The sequence below is a fragment of the Aquimixticola soesokkakensis genome (assembly GCF_900172375.1).
In the GTDB taxonomy this organism is placed as follows: domain Bacteria; phylum Pseudomonadota; class Alphaproteobacteria; order Rhodobacterales; family Rhodobacteraceae; genus Aquimixticola; species Aquimixticola soesokkakensis.
The window spans coordinates 99,708-117,485 of the sequence record NZ_FWFS01000011.1 but is presented as its reverse complement, the minus strand read 5'-3'; the positions used below and the strand labels follow the sequence as shown (position 1 = coordinate 117,485).

Here is a 17,778-nt window from a genome sequence, read left to right as displayed (position 1 = left end):
GCTGCAAAAGATGCAGCTCCCTCGGATCGCCCCATCGGTCTGTCTTGGTCATGACGCGCGACGATGCCGATGAGGACGCCCCGAACGGCGCTGCATCCTCCCCCTTTTGTGCGGTGTATCCGCCAACACCGGGGGGCACGCACAAGGGGGATGAACGGCCGCCGGGCGCGGCGCTTGGCGGGTCGCGACCCCGCACCGAACACAGGCGGTGTTTGCCAAACAACACCGAACTGCACGCCACCCTCAACGAGCTGACCCGCGCCGGGATCCGCCTGACCCAGGCGGATGGTGTCGCTCTGGTGCTGGACAGCGACAGCTGGGGCGAGCACCCGTTGAAACTGGCCCATTGCGGCGACGAACGTGCCCGCCCGGAACTCTTTGCCTTTTATGACGACTATCTGCGCGACGAAACGTTGCATCGTACCTTCAACGGCGCCCGACTTGCTGGGGGATTGAAGCTGCGCACACTCAGGCAGGATACCTACGTCAGCATATCGGACTCCCGCGTCGGTGCGGGCCGTGGATCGAGCGCTGAACTGAACCGCGTCACCTACCAGCTGATCTTTCTGTTCCGTCGATCCCTCCAGCCGACCGCCGCCCAAACAGCCGCCTGCGAACACAGCGCCTCCCTTCTTGCGGGGATCATGTCCCAATGGGTCATGCGCCAACAGGCGGAATATGAACGCGAAACTGCCCTCACCGAAGTGATGCGGTTTCGCCGCCGCGCCGAGCTGGACGGGCTGACGCTGGTTGAAAACGCCGCCTCCTTTCGCACGATCTGCGAGTCACGGATCACGGTGACCACCGGCCAGATTGCGCTGGTGTTGATCGACCTGGACCATTTCAAATCCATCAATGATATCTACGGCCATCAATTCGGTGACGACTACCTGCGCGCGATCGGGCGGTCGCTGGGCGGGTTGCGGGCGTTGGATGCGGTCGTGGGCCGCATCGGCGGCGATGAATTCGCCATGATGTTTGAAGCGCCCCAAATTACGGAAAGCTATCTCAAAGTCATTTTGCATCAGGTTAACGCCATGGTGCAGCGCGACCTGACCAAGCTGAAAAAGCCGGGGCTGGGGCGCATGAGCATGGGCGTCAGCCTGCTGCGCAAACACGGCAATACCTTTGACGAATTGTTCCGCCGCGCCGATGCCGCGCTCTATGCCATCAAGGCCATAGGGCGCAATGGCGTGGCCATTTTCGACGAAAACGAACACGCGCAATATGACCGCAGATCCTTGGGGTTACGGTTTGAACGCGCCTTGGAACTGAACGAAATTTCTCCGTATTATCAACCGATTGTCGATCTGGAAACCCGCAGATGCATCGGGTTCGAGGCCCTTGCGCGGTGGAACGATCCCGTGCAGGGCGTGCTCCCCCCCGCCTCGTTTCAGGCGATCCTGAGCGATCACTCGCAGGTCGAAAAACTCACCCGCACCATGGCGCATCAGGCGCTTGGCGTGTTGGCCGCCGAAAAGCAGGCCGGCTGGCTGATCGAACAATATGTGTCGCTCAATGTCACTCATTTCGATCTGCTGCGTCCGGAATTCGTCTTTGACTTACAAGAGGTTCTTAGCCAACACGGCCTGACGTGGGACGATCTGACAATCGAGGTGACCGAACAAACCATGCTGGGCGATATCGAAGGGCAGGTGTTTCGGACTTTGGCCGAAATACGCATGCGCGGGGCGCGCGTCGCTCTGGATGATTTCGGCACCGGCTATGGCGGGCTGATGCATCTCAAAACATGGCCCATCGACATCATTAAGATCGACCGCAGCTTTATCAGCGCTCTGGCCGACACGGTCCGCGACAAAGCCATCGTGCAGGGCCTGATCCAGATGGCCGACCACCTTGGCCTTGAGGTGATTGCCGAAGGGATTGAAACCGAAGAGGACCGCACCCTGCTGCTCGATATGGGCTGCCGTTTTGGTCAGGGCTATCTGTTCAGCCCCGCCGTGCCCCATACCGCCATCCGGCCTTTGTTGAGCGACCTGCAGGCCGCCCGCGACTGCGCGCCAGATGGCTTTGAGCCAGACGAATTCCAGCCCTCCCTCATCCACGCACAACGTCGTTAATCCGCCGCTGGCGGGGCCTCTGGCAGGGGGTGACACAAGCGGATCGAGTTGACCAGAACGTCCAAACCGACCGGCATGTCGATTTTCAACCCCAGATCTTGCCCCCCCGGGCCTTGAACCCCCGGGTCTTTTACCCCTAGGTCCGGCGCGCGCCCCTGCTCCTGATCCTTGAAGGCGCGCACCGCCTGAAGCGCGGATTGCATCGAAATCAATCCGCACGTGGGCAGGCGGGCGCGCAGCTGTGCGACAAACGCCGCCCCCGTCTGGGTCTGCGTCAAACCGCTGTCGATCAAAAGCACATGGGGCCGCGCCTGAGGCACAATCGCATGGGCCGCATCAACCGTATCGGCGGTGTAAACATCCGCCCCGAGCGAGCGCAAACTATAGGGGGTGAGCGGGTCGAAATTTTCCGGCGGCGCGACCAAAAGCAAGCGATACCCCTCAAGGCTCAGCGCGTCTTGCCCGCTGTCTTGCGGCGCCATGGGCTGGGCCGCGGGCAGGATCAGGCGAAACGATGCACCGCCCTGCGCCCCCGCCTCAAGCGTCACCGATCCGCCCGCCCGTGTGGCAAAATCGCGCGCCAACGCAAGGCCAAGACCGGTGCCGCCCTTGTCGTGGCGGGTGGTAAAATACGGGTCGAACAGCTTGTCCTGAATCTCGGGCTCAAATCCCGGACCATTGTCATCCACACTGATTTCAAAGCCCGCCAGCGGCGGCGGGCCATCGTCAAGCGTCACGCGGCGCAGACCGATCGTGATCGTGCCCTGCGCGATCGCCGCGTCACTCAAGGCGTTGCGCGCATTCAAAACCGCATTGAACAGGGTCCCCGCCAATTCCGCCGGATTGCAAAAGACCTGCAAATCCGTCTCGCCCTCGGGGGTTTCGATCACGATCGCAATATCCGCAGGCACCGAAACACGGGCCAGAACGCCAACCCGTTCAAGTTTTTTCAACAGGTCGATGACCTCGGGCACGCCATGTTCCTGTCCGCCCAGCCGCAAGAGCTGACTGGTCAACACGCCGCCCCGATGGCAAGCCGATTGGATGGCCTCGAACTGGCGCCGCGCAGCGGGGGATTTTGCGACCAGCATCCCCGTGTCCGAGGCAAGCTGCACCACCCCGAAAATATTCGACATCTCATGCGCAAGACCCGAGGCCATTTCCCCCAAGGCCGACAGTTTTTCCACCAGCGACAGGTTCTCGCGCACGCGCCAGCTTTCGGTCTCGTCAAGGATCTCGATGACATTCAACGGCGCCGCGTCGGGATCGGGCTGCACCACACGGCGCGAAAATTCCAGAGCGCGCTCCACCCCGTCCCCGTCGATCCAGCCCGCAAAAACCTTGCCCCCGTGATCGGGGTCAAACAGCCGGTTGACCGGATGATCCTTGCCGCTCAAAACGGCGCGGTGATAGAGCGAATGGAATTGCGCGCGTTCCAGCCAATCGACGGCCGCGATATCCGCTCCGCTCAGATCTTCGGCCCGTTGATTGACCAAAGGCGGGCGGTTGCGATCCTGAATCACAAAGACCGCCCCGCTCAACGCATTCAGAATAGCCAGCAGCGTGCGGCGTTCCTTGAGAGCCGAAAACCGGACGTGCCATGCCCGAAACGCCCCCGCCGCGTTGATGACCACCACCCCCAAAGACAGCGAAAACGCAAGGTAGCTCACCGTCTGGAACGTGTTGGAATTCATCGCCTGCGAATGGGACGCCAGCGTCGCAAACAGACCCAGCGGCACGACCATCCCCAACGGCAGCACGATCAAACCCACGGGAAACCGCAGCTGCGCCGCCGCCGCACGGCGCAGCTGCGTGCCGTCCAGAAGCTGCACCAGATTGAGCAGGGTAATGCAAAGCGCCGTGTAAAACGCCATGCCCGACAGGATCGCATCCTGCCAAAGCGGATCATAGCGAAACACAAGCAAAACAAGCGCAAACAGACCCAGCCCGAAGGCCAGCGAACACAGCGCCATGCGCGCCGTCACCGCCCAGATGCGCACGCTCTGGCCCAGCAAAATCCCCATGCTGGTCAGCACCAGACATAGCGAGGTGCCAATGGCAATCCGGTCGCGCGTCAGGTCGATCTGGGCAATCCACAACAGCGCGACGACCAGTTTGTGCCCCGCAAAAAGCCCCACCCCGCAGGCCAGTAGGCTGCGCAGCCCCTGCCCCGCGCGCTGCTGTGTGCGGGTGAGCCAGCGATAGCCGCTTTGCCCGTCTGCGATACGCGCCGGAAGCGCCGATGCCACGCCCAGCACCAACAAGGACACCGCCGTAAGCGGCACCGTTGAGGGAAAATCGCGGTCGAGGCGCACAAACACCTCAAGATTCGCGCCGTAGCCCAGCACGAGAACCGCCCATGAAATCAGCTGAACCGCCACCAAAAGCCCCACAACCACCCATCGGTTGGTCTGGCCTGCCTTTGGAAGCGGCAGCTGATCGAGCGAAAATAAGCGGCTCACCTCTCGGAACCGGAGGTAAATTGCTGCACGATGGCGTGCAAAAATGCCAAAGGTGCGGTCTTGGCCAGCTTGTCATCCGCAAGGGCCATGCCTTCCAGAAAAATCGGAGAGTCAAGCGCCGCTACATGGCCGGAAATGATGATAACGGGCAGGGTCGGGCGCAACTGTTTGATTACATGCAAACTACTGACCCCGCCGCCGCCGGGCATAATAAAATCGAGAAAGACAATATCAATCGGAGGCAGGTTTCGGGTAATAATCTGTCCGACAGACTTCCCCCCCGATGCTGTAACGACATGATGTCCCATCGCCGTCATTCCCGCTTCAAACGCTTGAAGATAGGCGGGATCGTCATCCGCAATCAAAATTGTCGCCATTCCAGAATTCCTACCGTAAGCTCTGCTCAAGTCTAAGTGGGTATATCTGTGTTTTGCACCCATTTATTACCAGTATCTTGGAGGAGGGTGCGAATGAACGCCAGACAAACCCCCGGCGGAATGCCTGACATGAGCGACCCTGCAACGATCCCCGTCATCGCCATCGGCGGCTCGGCCGGGGCGCTTGAACCGCTCGAAGCGTTTTTCCAGAACGCACCGGTGGAAAATGGCTGGTGCTATATCGTCGTCCAGCACCTGTCGCCCGACTACCGCTCGATGATGGATTCGCTGTTGTCGCGCCGCTCCTCGATGAACATCTGTCACATCGAGGACGGGCTTGCGCTGGCTCCCAATACCATTTTTCTCAACAAACCCAACACCACCTCGGTGGTGACCAAACACGGTATTTTCAAAACCACCCCCTATCGCTCGGACGCCAAACTGCCGCATCTGCCGATTGATGCGCTGTTTCGCTCGCTGGTTTCGCGCAGCCCGCAGAACACGGTCGCGGTTGTTCTGTCCGGCTCGGGGGGCGATGGCAGCATCGGCGGCCAGCTGTTGCACGCGGCCGGGGCCACGGTGATCGCGCAGACGCCCTCCGAAGCGGCCTTTACCTCGATGCCGCGCGCGCTGATGGCTCTGGGCGTTGCCGATCACGTGTCCCTGGCGGGCGATATGCCCGAGCTGATCGCAGGGGCGCTCAACGCTCCGCCCGACGGCGATGGCCCGCGCATGAGCGGCGATGCCTCGCGCACGATCATGACGCTGCTGGAACGCCAGCATCACCTCGACATTGCCTCGTATAAATCCATTTCGGTCAATCGCCGGATTCATCGGCGCATGAGTCTGCGCGGCGAACAATCGCTTGAAACCTATGTCAAAAAGCTCGAAAGCGACCCCCAGCTGCTGGACGAATTATACCACGACCTGCTGATCGGCGTGACCGAGTTCTACCGCGACCCCGAAAGCATCAAAGCCCTGCGCAAAGAGGTGATCGACCCGCTGGTGGCACGCTCTGCCGCCGACCGCCCCTTGCGGATCTGGGTGCCCGGATGTTCGAGCGGCGAAGAAGCCTATACGATCGCCATCGAGGTCTCGGAATCGCTGCGCGCCGCGGGACAGTCCCCGGACTTTCGCATTATTGCCACCGATATTCACCGCCGCTCGATCGATATCGCCTCCGCCGGCGCCTATCCCGTCAGCGCGTTCGACAAAGTCGATCCCGAATTAACCGATCGCTATTTCCGCCGCGAGGGCGACACCTATTACGTCGAACAACGGCTGCGCCAAAAAATCATCTTTTCCGTGAATGACGTTCTCAGCGATCCGCCATTGTTGAATATCGATCTGATTTCCTGTCGCAACCTGTTAATCTATTTGCGTCAGGACGCGCAAAAACGCGTCATTTCCATGTTTCTCTTCGGCCTGCGCCAGAATGGCGTTCTTATGCTTGGGCCCTCGGAAACATTGGGGAAACTGTCGGAAGATTTCGAAGTGCTCGACGGGCGCTGGCGAATCTTTCGCAAAGTCACCGCAAACCGGCCCTTTAGCGCCAGCTTTGTGTCGGACCGGATGGGCCTTGCCAATCGTTTGAACCAACCCCAAGAGCCCCAGCACCCCCATACCATCAGCCTCGCCACCAGCAGCACCAGCGCCGTTTTGCGCAACCGCGATGCGCTGATCAAAGGCTACAACAGCCTGCTCAAACGCCACGCCCCCTCCTCCATTCTGATCACCGCGAATGGCGAAGTCCTGAGCTGGTTCGGCTCGGCCGCCGCCTTCATCGACACCAAAAACAATCTTGCCGATTGGACGGTGGATGAAATTGTGCACCCCGATCTGCACACGGTGATCAACGTCGGCGTGGAAAAATTGCGCACGGGCGAAACCATTCCCCTCACACGCGCCGTGCAAATCGACCTTGGGGAGGGGCGGGTCGAACAGTGCACGGTCTTCATCGAACCGCTCGACCTCAACGAGCATCCGATCCTGATCCTCGTGCGCGTCACTCTCAACGATCTTCCCGAGGTCGAGGCCGCCCTCACCGCGCGCCGGATTGACCCCGAAGTCAGCGGCAATGACGCGCAAATCCTGTCCAAACGCGTGCGCGAACTGGAACGCGACCTCAAATTTACCGAGGAAACCCTACAGCACATCACCGAACGGCTTGAGGCCAGCAGCGAAGAGCTTCAGGCCTCCAACGAGGAATTGCAGGCCTCCAACGAAGAACTCCAGGCTTCCAACGAGGAACTCCAAAGTTCGAACGAGGAACTGCACGCCGTCAACGAAGAGCTCATCACCGTAAGCGCCGAACACGAGCGCAAGATCGAACTGCTCTCGGTGCTCAACCGTCAAACCGAAAGCGTGATGGAAATTCTGCGCATCGGCACGATTTTCATCGACAACGACATGCAAATCACGCGGTTCTCGATGCTGATCGGCAACTGGTTCGGCCTCGAACGCCACGATGTGAACCGCAAAGTGTCGGTGATCGGGCCGCGGATGACCTTTTGCGACCTCCCCACCGCCGCGCAGCGGGTGATGAAAAGCGGCACCTCGGAATTTTTCTTCGGCCAACACGAAAACGTCACGCTGCGGGTCGAGGTCCATCGCACCACGGGCGCCCATGCCCCCTCGATCGGGGACGGGGTGGTCGCCATCTTCCGCCAGGGCGACGACATCCGGCACGACGGCTGATCCGGCGCGACGCAGGGTGCGACAGGATCATCCTGCGTTCTCGATCACCGGCAGGATCAGGACAGATCCCGCAAATGGGCCGCCGAGCACGGTTTGACGGGCCGTGCGACAGTCACCGGCGGTTGCCTGTGGAGCGGGTATCGTCGATTGCGGGTTGCGATCGAAACGGGGAAAATTCGACGAAGCAACTTGCAGGCGGAGCCGATGCCCCGCCGCGACCAGATGGCTGATGTGCCCCAGCCGGACCGTGACGTCCTGAGCCACCTGCGCTCCTTTGATGTTGTCCCAGCGGTAGATGCCATCGACCAACCCAACGCTTGTGCCCGCATCGTCCACCTTGCACAGGCGCGCCGTCCAATCGCAGGTCGGCGCGTCGCTTTGGACCTTCAGGCGGACGCGCACGAGGCCGGTAATGTCGAGATCCGCCTCAAGGGGTGCGCTGGTAAAGACCAACACATCCTCGCGCGCCTCGACACGTGATTGATCCTTCGGCCCCGAATTACGCCCTTGCCGCAGCCCCGGTAAAAACGTTGCCCCGCCCGTGGTGGGCACCGGATCAAGTGGGTCGGACAGATAGCTGCGGTGCCAGTCCTGCGCCGGTTTTTGGCGCGACAACCGGCTGCCCTCGAGGTGCAACACCTGCTCTTGGGTTTGCGGCAAGGGCCAGTCCGCCGCGCAATGCCAGCTGTTCGAACCGCTGCGAAAGTAGCGCACGAGCGGCAGATCCGCAGGGCGCCCCGCCAAAACCGCGTCAAAGAAATCAATCTGTTGCGCCGCCAGATCGACCGTAGAAGCCGTCGGGCCAAGCCAGAGATCACCCTGCCAGTCACCCGGATTGCCATGGGACCACGGGCCGAGGATCAGGCGGTCGGGGACATCTTCGGCCCGTGCGTATCGCGCCCGCGCCCGTTCGAAAAGCGCGATGCTGCCCTCGACAAAAATGTCGTTCCAGCCGCCGCTGACCAACATCGGCGGAGCCGCATCCACATTGGACGTGGCCGCGATTGCATCCTCGCCGGAGCTGCGGGCGCGCGTCGCATCGAACCAGCCTTGCGCATAGGGCGCAAGCGCCACAAGGTCAGCCCCCAGCACCGGAAGCCGGGCAAAGGCGGCGGCGGGGTCGCTTGTTGCCTGCGACAGAAACCCCCGAAGATGATCCGCCGTGGCGGGGTCGAGGGCGTCGATCCGGCGGGCCAAATCCGGTGGGGCGAGCGCCTCGATGATCCACAGCATCAAAAAGCCCAGCTCGGTCGCCGCGCCCCGGTACATCCAGCCGTCGCCATGGCTCAAGCTGGTCAGATGCGGGGCGAGAGCCACCAGCCCCTCCGGCTGTTGGCCCGCCGCCAGCACCTGTGTCGCGCCGACATAGGAGGCGCCGAACATGGCCACGCGGCCGTCACAAAAGCTCTGCGCCCGTAGCCAGGCAATCGTGTCAGCGCCATCGTGGCCCTCATGGGTGAAGGGATCGAAATCCCCGCCCGAGGCAAAGCGCCCGCGCGTGTCCTGCACCACGACCACGTAGCCGCGCCGCATCGCGCTCTGGAATTCCAGCGCCGCGATATGTTGCGCGCCGACCGGATCGTCGCGACGGTAGGGCGTGCGTTGCAGTACCACAGGCCAGGGTCCCGCGCCCTCGGGCAACCAGATGTCAGTGACAAGGGTGACACCGTCGCGCATCGGCACCTCGACCGCGTCCAGCAGGGTGAAACATTGGCTCATCTTCGCACCTAGGGATGAAAGTAGCGCTGGCGGATCTGATCAAAGGAGACCGCAAGGATCAACAGCACGCCTGCCGCCACCTGTTGCCAGGTCGAGTTGATGTTCATCAAGGTCATGCCGTTGTTGAGCACGCCGACGATCAACAGTCCCAACACCGTCCCAAACATCGAGCCGACGCCACCCTTCAACGTCGTGCCCCCCAGAATGATCGCCGTCACCACCGCAAGTTCCAGCCCCAGCCCCGTGGTGCCGGAGGTCGAACCAAGCTGCGACACGCTGACCAACCCAGCCAGCGCCATGCACAGCCCGGACCCGACAAAGGCGATGAACAACGTGCGTTTGGTGCGAATGCCCACAAGCCGGGCGGCGGTTTCATTGGCGCCGATGGCATAGATCGTGCGCCCGAACACCGTGCGCGTCAAAAGCACGCCCGCGATAAGCGCGACCAGCACAAACAGTCCCGTGGACAGCGGGATGTCAAAGGCCGGGCGGATGATGGCCCAGTCGAACCCCGAAACGCGAACGCTTGACGCACCGCCGATGGAGAGGGTGAGCCCGCGAAAAATTGCCAGCGTCCCCAGCGTGGTGATGAGCGCATTGACCCCGATGACATTGACAAGAAAGCCGTTCAGCATCCCGATGCCGCAGCCCACGAGCACGGCGATCCCGACCGCAGGCGCGATGCCGAACTGCGCGGCCGCCAGCGCGAACACCAAGGCGACAAAGGCCGTGCCGCTGCCGACGGACAGATCGAATTGCCCCGAAATCAACAGGATCGTGCCGCCGGCGGCCAGAATACCGGTGATCGACAGGGCGGTGAAAATATTGACCCAATTGGCCCAATTCAGAAAATAAGGCGAGTTGAGGCTGAAAAAGATCACTTCGATCAGCAAGAACAGGATCAGCGCGGCGGAGTCCGGGGCCGCAAGCGGGCGACGGCGCGCAGGCACTGCCGTGCCAAGGGTTTTGGTGTCAGACATGGGTTGCTCCTCCGGCGGCCTCGGTCAGGCTCGCCACTGAAATGTCGCGGCGGCTCAGGCGGGCGACGATGCGACCGCGCACCATGACCTCGGCCCGCGTTGCCGCATGGGTGATATCTTCGTAGTCGGAACTTGCGATCAGGATGCCATGGCCATCGCGGGCAAGACCGCGCAGAATGTCGTAGATTTCCTCGCGGGCGCCCACATCGACGCCGCGCGTCGGCTCGACCAGCAACAAAAGCTTCGACCCTTTTTCCAACCAACGCCCAAGCAGGACTTTTTGCTGGTTTCCGCCCGAAAGCTGGGTAATTTTCTCGCGGCCCTCGATCCCTGAGCGGATGTTCATCGCGCGGTGCCATTTGGCAAAAGCGCTGCGTTCCTGCGCGCGCCGGATCAACGGCCCGCGTGCCATCCTGCGCCAACTGGGCGCCGACAGGTTTTCGGCCACCGACCGCACACCCAGCAATCCCTCATGAGCACGATCGGCGGGCAAAAAGCCGATCCCCTGGGCCACGGCATCCGCCGGGTGGGAAAACCGGACTTCCTTGCCACTCAGCCGCAAGCTGCCTGCCGTTCGCGGCACCGAACCAAAGAGGGTCGCGGCAAGTTCCGGCACGCCAGAACCGATTTTTCCGTATAGTCCCACGATTTCGCCGGCACGGACATCCAGGTTGATTCCGTCAAAGCCGTCGCCGCTCAATTCCTTGACCTGCAACATCTCGGCCCCCGCGGCCGGCATGTCGTCGCTGCCTCCCGGCGCGCTGACAAGCGCGCGGCCGACCATGGCGGTGACCACTTGATCCTGCGTGACCTCGGCCACGTCGCGGTTGAGCGACACCCGCCCGTCGCGCAACACACAGACCCGGTCGGCAATCTCGAACACTTCGTCAAGACGGTGGGTGATGTAGAGAATGGCTTTGCCATCGGCGCGCATCCTGGCGATGAGATCGAACAGCCTGCGGGTTTCGGCATCCGACAGCGCGGCAGTGGGTTCGTCAAAAATCACACAGCGCGACCTGCCGATGGTGGCGCGGGCAATCTCGATAATCTGCCGTTCGCCAAGACGCAGACTGGACACTCTGGCCCCAAGCGGGATCTGTGCGCCCAAGGCCTCAAGCGCGCGCGCGGCCGTCGCCTCAAGCGCGGCGCGGCGCACAAAACCCCAGCGCGCCGGCGGTGCCCCCAAGGTGATATTCTCCGCCACCGACAGGGGCGGTGCATCGGCAATTTCCTGTGCGATCAGACGGATGCCCGCCGCACGCGCCTGTCCCACAGAGCGCAGGGTGACCTCGGTCCCGTCCAAGGTGATTTCGCCCTCGTCCGGGGAATGGTCGCCGGCCAGAATGCGCACGAAAGTCGATTTTCCCGCCCCGTTCTCGCCCAAAAGTGCAGTGACACTTCCGGGCGCGAGGTCAAGATCCACACCGTGCAGGACCTTGACCGGCCCGAAGGATTTGCGAATCCCTCGGACCGACAGGAAAGCTGTGCCGCCTAGCACGAGGTCTCTGGATAAAAGCTGTGCATGTTGGCGGGGGTAATCACCTCATGCGGCACAAGGATCTGTGGCGGCAAGCTGTCGCCCTTGATGGCCTTGATCAGGGCGGGGAAAATCAACTGCGCGTATTTTTCGGGAAAATAGGCAGCCGAGGCGATGAAATGCGGTGCGGTCCAGATCTGGCAATTGCCCGGATCAAAGTTCTGCACCCCGAGGTAAAGGTCATCGGTGCGGTTCTGGCTGCGCGCGGCGGCCAGCGCGCCGGTGACCACATCTTCGTTGATGCCCACGACGATCACCCGTTTGGCACCGGGCAAGGCGGTGAGCGTATCGGTCATCTGGCGTTGGGCAACATCGGTTTGCCCTCCCGCGCCGGTGTCGATGATCCGCTCGTTGTTCACCGGGCCACAAACCGCTTCGAACCCGGCCCGCATCCCGTCCATGCGCAGATCGTTGACGACCCCCACCGCCAGCGATTCCAGCGACACCCAAGCGTCGTGCGCGCAGTCGAAATTTTCCTTGAAATAGCGGCCCAGTTCGCTTCCGACGATTTCGCCCGCATAGGCGTTGGCGGCCCCGACAAAGGCCGTCTGGCAAGGCTGCTGTTCGATGTCGATGGCAATCACGGGGACTTGCGGCCCCTCAGCACAAATATTGGCCGCCGCTGCCGCATCCGCCTGAAAGGTCACAAGCCCGTCCACCGCGCGGGTCCGGAACTGACGCGCACAGTTGAGCGCCTCGGCGGCATCCAGTTTGCTGTCACAGGTGATCAGCTCGGCACCGGAAATCTGTGCGGCTTCCTCCATGCCTTTTTGCAGTGCCTCCGTGAAGGGCACGCCCTGCACCAACTGCGTAAAGCCGATGGTAACGCCAGCGCCGCTGCCGGCCTCGATAGGGGCGAATTGCGCCACGGCCTCGGGGGGGGTCGGTGTCTCTTGCGCGCTCGCAGCGACGGCTGTCATCACGACAGTGCCACCGATCACAGCCCCGCGCAGCACAAGGCCCACGCGGCGTGTCAGGGTCAGGTCAGTCATTTGGTCTCCTCCCATAAACTGATAGTTTGTGTGTCGTCAGCAAATCTGGACGCTGACAATCCCCAGCAGCAAGGCCAGCTTTTTCAACCGACCTGCCAGATGCCCGACGCCCACCGCACAATGATGCGCAGGGCCAGCGGCATTCCAGTTCTCGACGAAAGCGCGCGCGCCAATGTCGAATTGATATCGACTGTTGGTATTGCCGATCTCGAGGATCGGTCCCGCAACAGAGTGACCTTCGGCAAACACCAGCTCGACCTTGCCCGCCCGTTCAATCACAGAAAGCAGGGTGACGGGTCCGTGTTTGACCGACATCTCGACGCTCAGGCCCCGCCCGACCTTGCCGTGATAGACCTCGAGCGGGCGCACTTTGGTCTTGCCCTGCGCCACTGCCGGATGCCCCGGACCGTCGTGGCCCATAAGGACCACATCTGCGTCGAAATCCATCGCGTAATACTCGGTGAACGAGCCACCTGCGCCAAAACTGTCCATGATTTTCATGGCTTGGGCATTTTTGACTTCATACTCTCCGGCACAGGGCACCCCCTGCCCCGTGAGCATCGAACACCCTAGAATGACCGAGGAAATCACATCCTCATGCGGGTGATCGGGGACGCTTTCATAGTAATAGGCCAGTGCGCCAATATCATGGCGCGCCACCAGTTCGATCAGGGCCGCTGCCGTGGACGCCGCCCGGTCCAGTTCGGCGCTTGCGCAATCGGGTGCGATGTCGAACTCGGATGTGATGCGGTCCCGGATCGCCGCGATGCTGCCACTCTGAAGCTGGTCCCGGATCGCCGCAAGCTCGTCGATCTCCAGAATCTCGACCGTGGTGCCAAAGGCCGCACATTGCGCGGTCAGGTCGGAATAGATGTCCAGCATCCCGTTGTAGTAATGCCCCATCAAACCAAGCCGCGTATGCGCCATGATATGCGCCACGCGCGCGGCCTCGATCCAATCGTCGATTTCGCGGTCTACATGCGCGTCGCCCTGCAACACGCCGGTCACTTGATGGGAGGAAATACCGCTGCGTTGCAGGACGTTGGTGATCTCGGGCACCGGACAGGCGGCACAATGGGCCAGCCATTCGCCAGTCATGGTCCGACGGTTTTCGAGTTTGGCAAAGGCCGTGTAATCGATCGCTCTTTCAGGTTGAAGATTGAGGATCACCACCGGCACACCGGCGCGGCGGATCACCGGCAGCACGGTCGAGGACAGCGCATAGGTGGTGACATAGAGAAAGATGAGATCGACATCGCCTGCGCGAAACTGATGCCCCGCCTCCACCGCTTTTTGCGGCGTGTCGATCAGCCCGAGGTTGACCACCTCAACGCCATCGCGCGCAATTTTATCCGCCACCACATCGACATAGCCGATGAGCCGTTGTTCCAATCCGGCAAATTGCGGCCAGTAGGTGTCCAGCCCGATGCCGAACAGACCGACCCGCAGGGGCCGTTCAAAGTCTTTCATACGATCCTCCCGATGCTGCGCGACCTCCCCGCCGACTGCAGCATATTTCCGAGTCATGCTAAAAATGACCCTCCCTGATACCGTAACACTCGAATATGCCGCGTGGTTACGTTATGTTTTGGGCATATTGATCGAAAGCATATGAAAAATGATCACGACCGAGCCAGAGGACTACTTTGTCTACCTGCCCGAAAACCGGCTGTGTGCGGCTTTGGGCTGTACGGCTTTATCGACGGGATTTACGCGCATCCTGCCGGGGTCGGAATATCCGCCGGTGCGCCACCCCGATGATCACCACCTGATCTGGGAACGCGGGCGAACGCTTCAGGCCTATCAATTCGCCTTCATCACCGAGGGGCGCGGCAGGTTGCAGGCAGCACCGAAATCCGAGGTCGTGCATGAGGTCAACGCGGGCGATGTCATTTTGCTATTCCCCGGTGTGTGGCACCGCTTTTCGCCAGAGCAAGACACCGGCTGGACGGAAAGCTGGATCGAATGTCGCGGCGCGGCTTTTGACCACATGCGGGCGATGGGATTGTTTTCCCCCCAAGCCCCGCTGTGGGTTGGCGCGCGCAATGCGGTCGACATCTTCCAGAATATCCATCAGCTGTCGCGCGAGGATGCGCTTGGCAATCAGCCCGCTCTCTCTGCCGCGGGATTGGCGCTGCTGGCGCAATTCGTGCAATCGCGCAGGCCGGGCGACAACGAGCGTGCACGTCTGGTCGATCGCGCGCGGCGTAAACTCAGCGAGGTAAGCGGCCCCCAACAAGGGCTGGGCGACATGGCGCGGGATCTGGGCGTCAGCTATTCCACCCTGCGACGGCAGTTTCGCGAGCATATGGGGATATCGCTCAAACAGTATCAAACAGAGGTCAGAATGCGCCGCGCCTGTGAATTGCTGCAGTATTCGGATCGCTCGGTCAAAGAAATCGCAGGGCTTTTGGGCTATAGTTCCCCGTTCCATTTCTCCGAGCAATTCCAGCGCGCGATGGCTCAGGCGCCGTCCCATTGGCGCGCGGCGCAACTGGCAGCCTCGCAGGGCAGCGGGCAGGATGAGGACTCTGAAAACTGAGCTAGGGGGTCGAGCGCCGCACGATCAGGTCGGGGTGTATGTCAAAGCGCCGCGGTCCCTGGCGCGTGTTGCCGGGCGCAAGCAGATCGAAAACCAGTTCTGCGGTGCGTTGCCCGATCTGTTCAGCCCCCACATCGACCGTGGTCAGGGCCGGCTCGCACACCCGACCGATTTCGTAATTGCCAAACCCCGCAATCGCCAACGTCTCCGGCACCGCGATGCCGCGCCGTGCACATTGTGCCACTGCGCCAAAGCCAACAAGATCGGACACACAGATAATTCCGTCCGTATCGGGAAATTGCGACAGCAACCGATCAAGCCCTGCGGCCCCTTCGGTCATCCCCACGGGCGCCGTTCCCAAGGGCACCAACCGGTGCGCAGGCAGCGCCAACTGCGCAAGGGCCGCCACAAAACCCGCGCGCCGTTGTTGTCCGCGCGGATCATTCCCTGCCTCGCCCCCCAGAAACCCCAACCGCCGGCGCCCCGACTTCACCAGATGCGCGACCAAAAGCTGCACGGCATCGAAGTTGGAAAACCCGACCACATGGCCAATGGCCTCCCGTGGCAGATCCCAGATCTCGATGACCGGCACTGGCGCCTTTTTCAACAGGGCCCTTGTGCGTTTGCTGTGCTGCGTGCCGATCAGAACAATCGCTTCGGGATTGCGGCGCAGCAGCTGCGGGATCAGCCGTTCTTCTTCCTCGACATCATACTCGGTATTGGCGAGCAGGATTTGAATATTCTTCTGACTCAACGCTTTGGACAATGCCCGCACCGTCGCCGAAAAATTGGCGTTTTCGAGAGACGGAACGACGACCGCGACAAACCCTGTGCGGCTTTGGCGCAGGTTTGCGGCCGTGGCATCAAAGACGTAGCCAAGTTCCTCTGCCTTGCTCAGGACTGCGGCGCGGGTGGCGGGCTTGACGCCCGTGTCGCCTTTGAAGGCCCGCGATACCGTCATCGCCGAAACCCCTACCGCCTGCGCGATATCGGTCATTTTGACTTTCGCGTGACGCTTGGCAGGGCTCATCGGCGGCTCGGTTTGAGGAACATCGGCGCACGCTATCCGAGCTATCGACGCTGGGCAACACATTGGGCGCGCCAGCCGAGCTGATTGAAAAGTTCCTCTGCAAGCTCCTTGGCCGGGCGGGCGATATTGACGGTAATGGCGCGTTCGGAGGGGCCTGGCGGCTCGAGGGTTGCAAGCTGGCTATCAAGCAGCGACGCGGGCATATAGTGGCCTGCGCGCGCGTGCAGCCGCGCCTGCAACAGCTCTTTGTCACCTTCCAGATAGACAAAGACCGGCTGCACCGGAAACGCACATTTGCGGATCAGATCGCGGTAGTCGGATTTGAGCGCCGAACACCCCAAAATCAACCCGTACCGCGCGCCGGCCAGATGCCGCCCGCACGCCTCAAGCCACGGCAAACGGTCCGCGTCACCAAGTGCCACTCCGGCGCGCATTTTTTCAACATTGGCAAGAGGATGCAGGTCGTCGCCATCGAGATAGGGGATGCGCGACAGGCGCGACAGCTCGGCCCCCACCGTGGATTTGCCGCAGCCCGAGACGCCCATGATCACGACATGGTTTTGCTCAAAGCGAGACACTGATGGCTCCATCCACATAGAGCACATGGCCGTTCACAAAGCTCGACGCCTCCGACGACAAGAACACGCAGGCCCCGACAAGTTCCTCGACCTTGCCCCAGCGCGCGGCAGGGGTGCGTTTGGCCAGCCATGCACTAAACTCGGGGTCAGCGACCAGAGCCGCATTGAGCGGCGTGTCAAAATATCCCGGCGCGATGGCGTTGCATTGCAGCCCGTGTTGCGCCCAATCGGTTGCCATGCCTTTTGTCAGGTTGCCGACCGCGCCCTTGGTGGCGGTGTAGGGGGCAATCCCGGGCCGCGCGAGCGCGGTTTGAACCGAACAGATATTGACGATTTTGCCTTGCCCCCGCGTGATCATATGACGCGCAACGGCTTGGCCGACGTTGAACACCGAGCCTACATTCGTCTGCAACAATTGGTCGAAACGATCGGCGGGAAACTCGGCAAGGGGCGCACGAAACTGCATCCCCGCGTTATTGACCAGGATGTCGATAGGTCCGTCGTTTGCCTCGAACGCATCGATGGCGCTGCGCACAGCCCCGTGATCGGTGACATCAAACGCCAAAAGCGACACTTCGGCGGCAGGGCATTGCTTGCGCAAACTTGCCTCGGCGGCCGCAAGTTTGGTGCGATCGCGCCCGTTGAGCACGACGCGCGCTCCCGCCTGTGCCAGACCAAGCGCCAGCGCATAGCCAATCCCCTGCGAGGAGCCGGTGACAAGCGCGCAACGTCCCGTCAATCCAAAGCTGCGATTTAAGAACTCGGTATGATGGTCCATGCGAC

Annotated in this window: 13 protein-coding genes; 3 read left to right on the top strand and 10 right to left on the bottom strand. The window is 61.7% G+C overall.

All coding sequences use genetic code 11. From position 1 onward, the window contains the following. The first annotated feature begins 212 nt into the window (after positions 1-212). Complete coding sequence (locus tag AQS8620_RS14400) at positions 213-2,081, top strand: putative bifunctional diguanylate cyclase/phosphodiesterase (protein ID WP_159453256.1); 1,869 nt, start codon at positions 213-215, stop codon at positions 2,079-2,081. Here the strand turns inward: AQS8620_RS14400 and AQS8620_RS14395 are convergent. Continuing rightward, a complete protein-coding gene (locus tag AQS8620_RS14395; RefSeq protein WP_085837717.1) occupies positions 2,078-4,543 on the bottom strand; it encodes a two-component system sensor histidine kinase NtrB in 2,466 nt (821 codons plus the stop codon). The genes AQS8620_RS14400 and AQS8620_RS14395 overlap by 4 nt on opposite strands. Next, positions 4,540-4,920 carry a response regulator gene (locus AQS8620_RS14390; RefSeq protein WP_159453255.1) on the bottom strand — a complete coding sequence of 127 codons (381 nt, stop codon included), beginning with the start codon at positions 4,918-4,920 and terminating at the stop codon, positions 4,540-4,542. The genes AQS8620_RS14395 and AQS8620_RS14390 overlap by 4 nt, the downstream gene beginning before the upstream one ends. Positions 4,921-5,013: 93 nt before the next feature. On the opposite strand from AQS8620_RS14390, the gene AQS8620_RS14385 reads away from it, so the two are divergent. Continuing rightward, complete coding sequence (locus tag AQS8620_RS14385) at positions 5,014-7,617, top strand: CheR family methyltransferase (RefSeq protein WP_234990506.1); 2,604 nt, start codon at positions 5,014-5,016, stop codon at positions 7,615-7,617. A gap of 27 nt (positions 7,618-7,644) precedes the next feature. Here AQS8620_RS14385 and AQS8620_RS14380 read toward each other — a convergent pair whose 3' ends face one another. The 5 genes from AQS8620_RS14380 to AQS8620_RS14360 form a co-directional block, all read right to left on the bottom strand. Beyond that, on the bottom strand, positions 7,645-9,336 hold the full coding sequence (locus AQS8620_RS14380; RefSeq protein ID WP_085837715.1) for a CocE/NonD family hydrolase: 1,692 nt from the start codon (positions 9,334-9,336) through the stop codon (positions 7,645-7,647). Positions 9,337-9,344: 8 nt separating this feature from the next. Next, the gene (locus AQS8620_RS14375) at positions 9,345-10,316 is read right to left on the bottom strand and encodes an ABC transporter permease (RefSeq protein ID WP_085837714.1); all 972 of its coding nucleotides are present in this window, start codon (positions 10,314-10,316) and stop codon (positions 9,345-9,347) included. Next, entirely contained in the window at positions 10,309-11,814 is a 1,506-nt protein-coding gene (locus AQS8620_RS14370) for a sugar ABC transporter ATP-binding protein (RefSeq protein WP_085837713.1), read from the bottom strand. The genes AQS8620_RS14375 and AQS8620_RS14370 overlap by 8 nt, the downstream gene beginning before the upstream one ends. Beyond that, the gene (locus AQS8620_RS14365; protein WP_370737894.1) at positions 11,808-12,617 is read right to left on the bottom strand and encodes a sugar ABC transporter substrate-binding protein; all 810 of its coding nucleotides are present in this window, start codon (positions 12,615-12,617) and stop codon (positions 11,808-11,810) included. Before AQS8620_RS14365 ends, AQS8620_RS14370 begins: the two co-directional genes overlap by 7 nt. Positions 12,618-12,881: 264 nt before the next feature. After that, complete coding sequence (locus tag AQS8620_RS14360) at positions 12,882-14,315, bottom strand: arabinose isomerase (protein WP_085837711.1); 1,434 nt, start codon at positions 14,313-14,315, stop codon at positions 12,882-12,884. 148 nt (positions 14,316-14,463) lie between these two features. On the opposite strand from AQS8620_RS14360, the gene AQS8620_RS14355 reads away from it, so the two are divergent. Continuing rightward, on the top strand, positions 14,464-15,387 hold the full coding sequence (locus AQS8620_RS14355) for a helix-turn-helix domain-containing protein (RefSeq protein WP_085837710.1): 924 nt from the start codon (positions 14,464-14,466) through the stop codon (positions 15,385-15,387). A 1-nt stretch (position 15,388) separates the two neighbouring features. Here AQS8620_RS14355 and AQS8620_RS14350 read toward each other — a convergent pair whose 3' ends face one another. From AQS8620_RS14350 to AQS8620_RS14340, 3 genes are read right to left on the bottom strand one after another with little or no spacing between them, the layout of a single operon-like run. Further along, positions 15,389-16,417: a LacI family DNA-binding transcriptional regulator gene (locus AQS8620_RS14350; protein WP_234990505.1), complete on the bottom strand. Its 1,029-nt coding sequence runs from the start codon at positions 16,415-16,417 to the stop codon at positions 15,389-15,391. A 41-nt stretch (positions 16,418-16,458) separates the two neighbouring features. Further along, positions 16,459-16,995 carry a gluconokinase gene (locus AQS8620_RS14345; protein WP_234990504.1) on the bottom strand — a complete coding sequence of 179 codons (537 nt, stop codon included), beginning with the start codon at positions 16,993-16,995 and terminating at the stop codon, positions 16,459-16,461. Then, positions 16,982-17,773, bottom strand: a complete 792-nt coding sequence (locus tag AQS8620_RS14340) for an SDR family oxidoreductase (RefSeq protein WP_085837708.1) — start codon at positions 17,771-17,773, stop codon at positions 16,982-16,984. Before AQS8620_RS14340 ends, AQS8620_RS14345 begins: the two co-directional genes overlap by 14 nt. Positions 17,774-17,778: the final 5 nt, after the last annotated feature.

Bases quoted from the DNA above. Each gene is read 5' to 3' on its own strand.
- AQS8620_RS14390 (WP_159453255.1), bottom strand. From the start codon at position 4,920: ATGGCGACAATTTTGATTGCGGATGACGATCCCGCCTATCTTCAAGCG.
- AQS8620_RS14385 (WP_234990506.1), top strand. From the start codon at position 5,014: ATGAACGCCAGACAAACCCCCGGCGGAATGCCTGACATGAGCGACCCT.
- AQS8620_RS14380 (WP_085837715.1), bottom strand. From the start codon at position 9,336: ATGAGCCAATGTTTCACCCTGCTGGACGCGGTCGAGGTGCCGATGCGC.
- AQS8620_RS14375 (WP_085837714.1), bottom strand. From the start codon at position 10,316: ATGTCTGACACCAAAACCCTTGGCACGGCAGTGCCTGCGCGCCGTCGC.
- AQS8620_RS14365 (WP_370737894.1), bottom strand. From the start codon at position 12,617: ATGGAGGAAGCCGCACAGATTTCCGGTGCCGAGCTGATCACCTGTGAC.
- AQS8620_RS14360 (WP_085837711.1), bottom strand. From the start codon at position 14,315: ATGAAAGACTTTGAACGGCCCCTGCGGGTCGGTCTGTTCGGCATCGGG.
- AQS8620_RS14355 (WP_085837710.1), top strand. From the start codon at position 14,464: ATGATCACGACCGAGCCAGAGGACTACTTTGTCTACCTGCCCGAAAAC.
- AQS8620_RS14350 (WP_234990505.1), bottom strand. From the start codon at position 16,417: ATGAGCCCTGCCAAGCGTCACGCGAAAGTCAAAATGACCGATATCGCG.
- AQS8620_RS14340 (WP_085837708.1), bottom strand. From the start codon at position 17,773: ATGGACCATCATACCGAGTTCTTAAATCGCAGCTTTGGATTGACGGGA.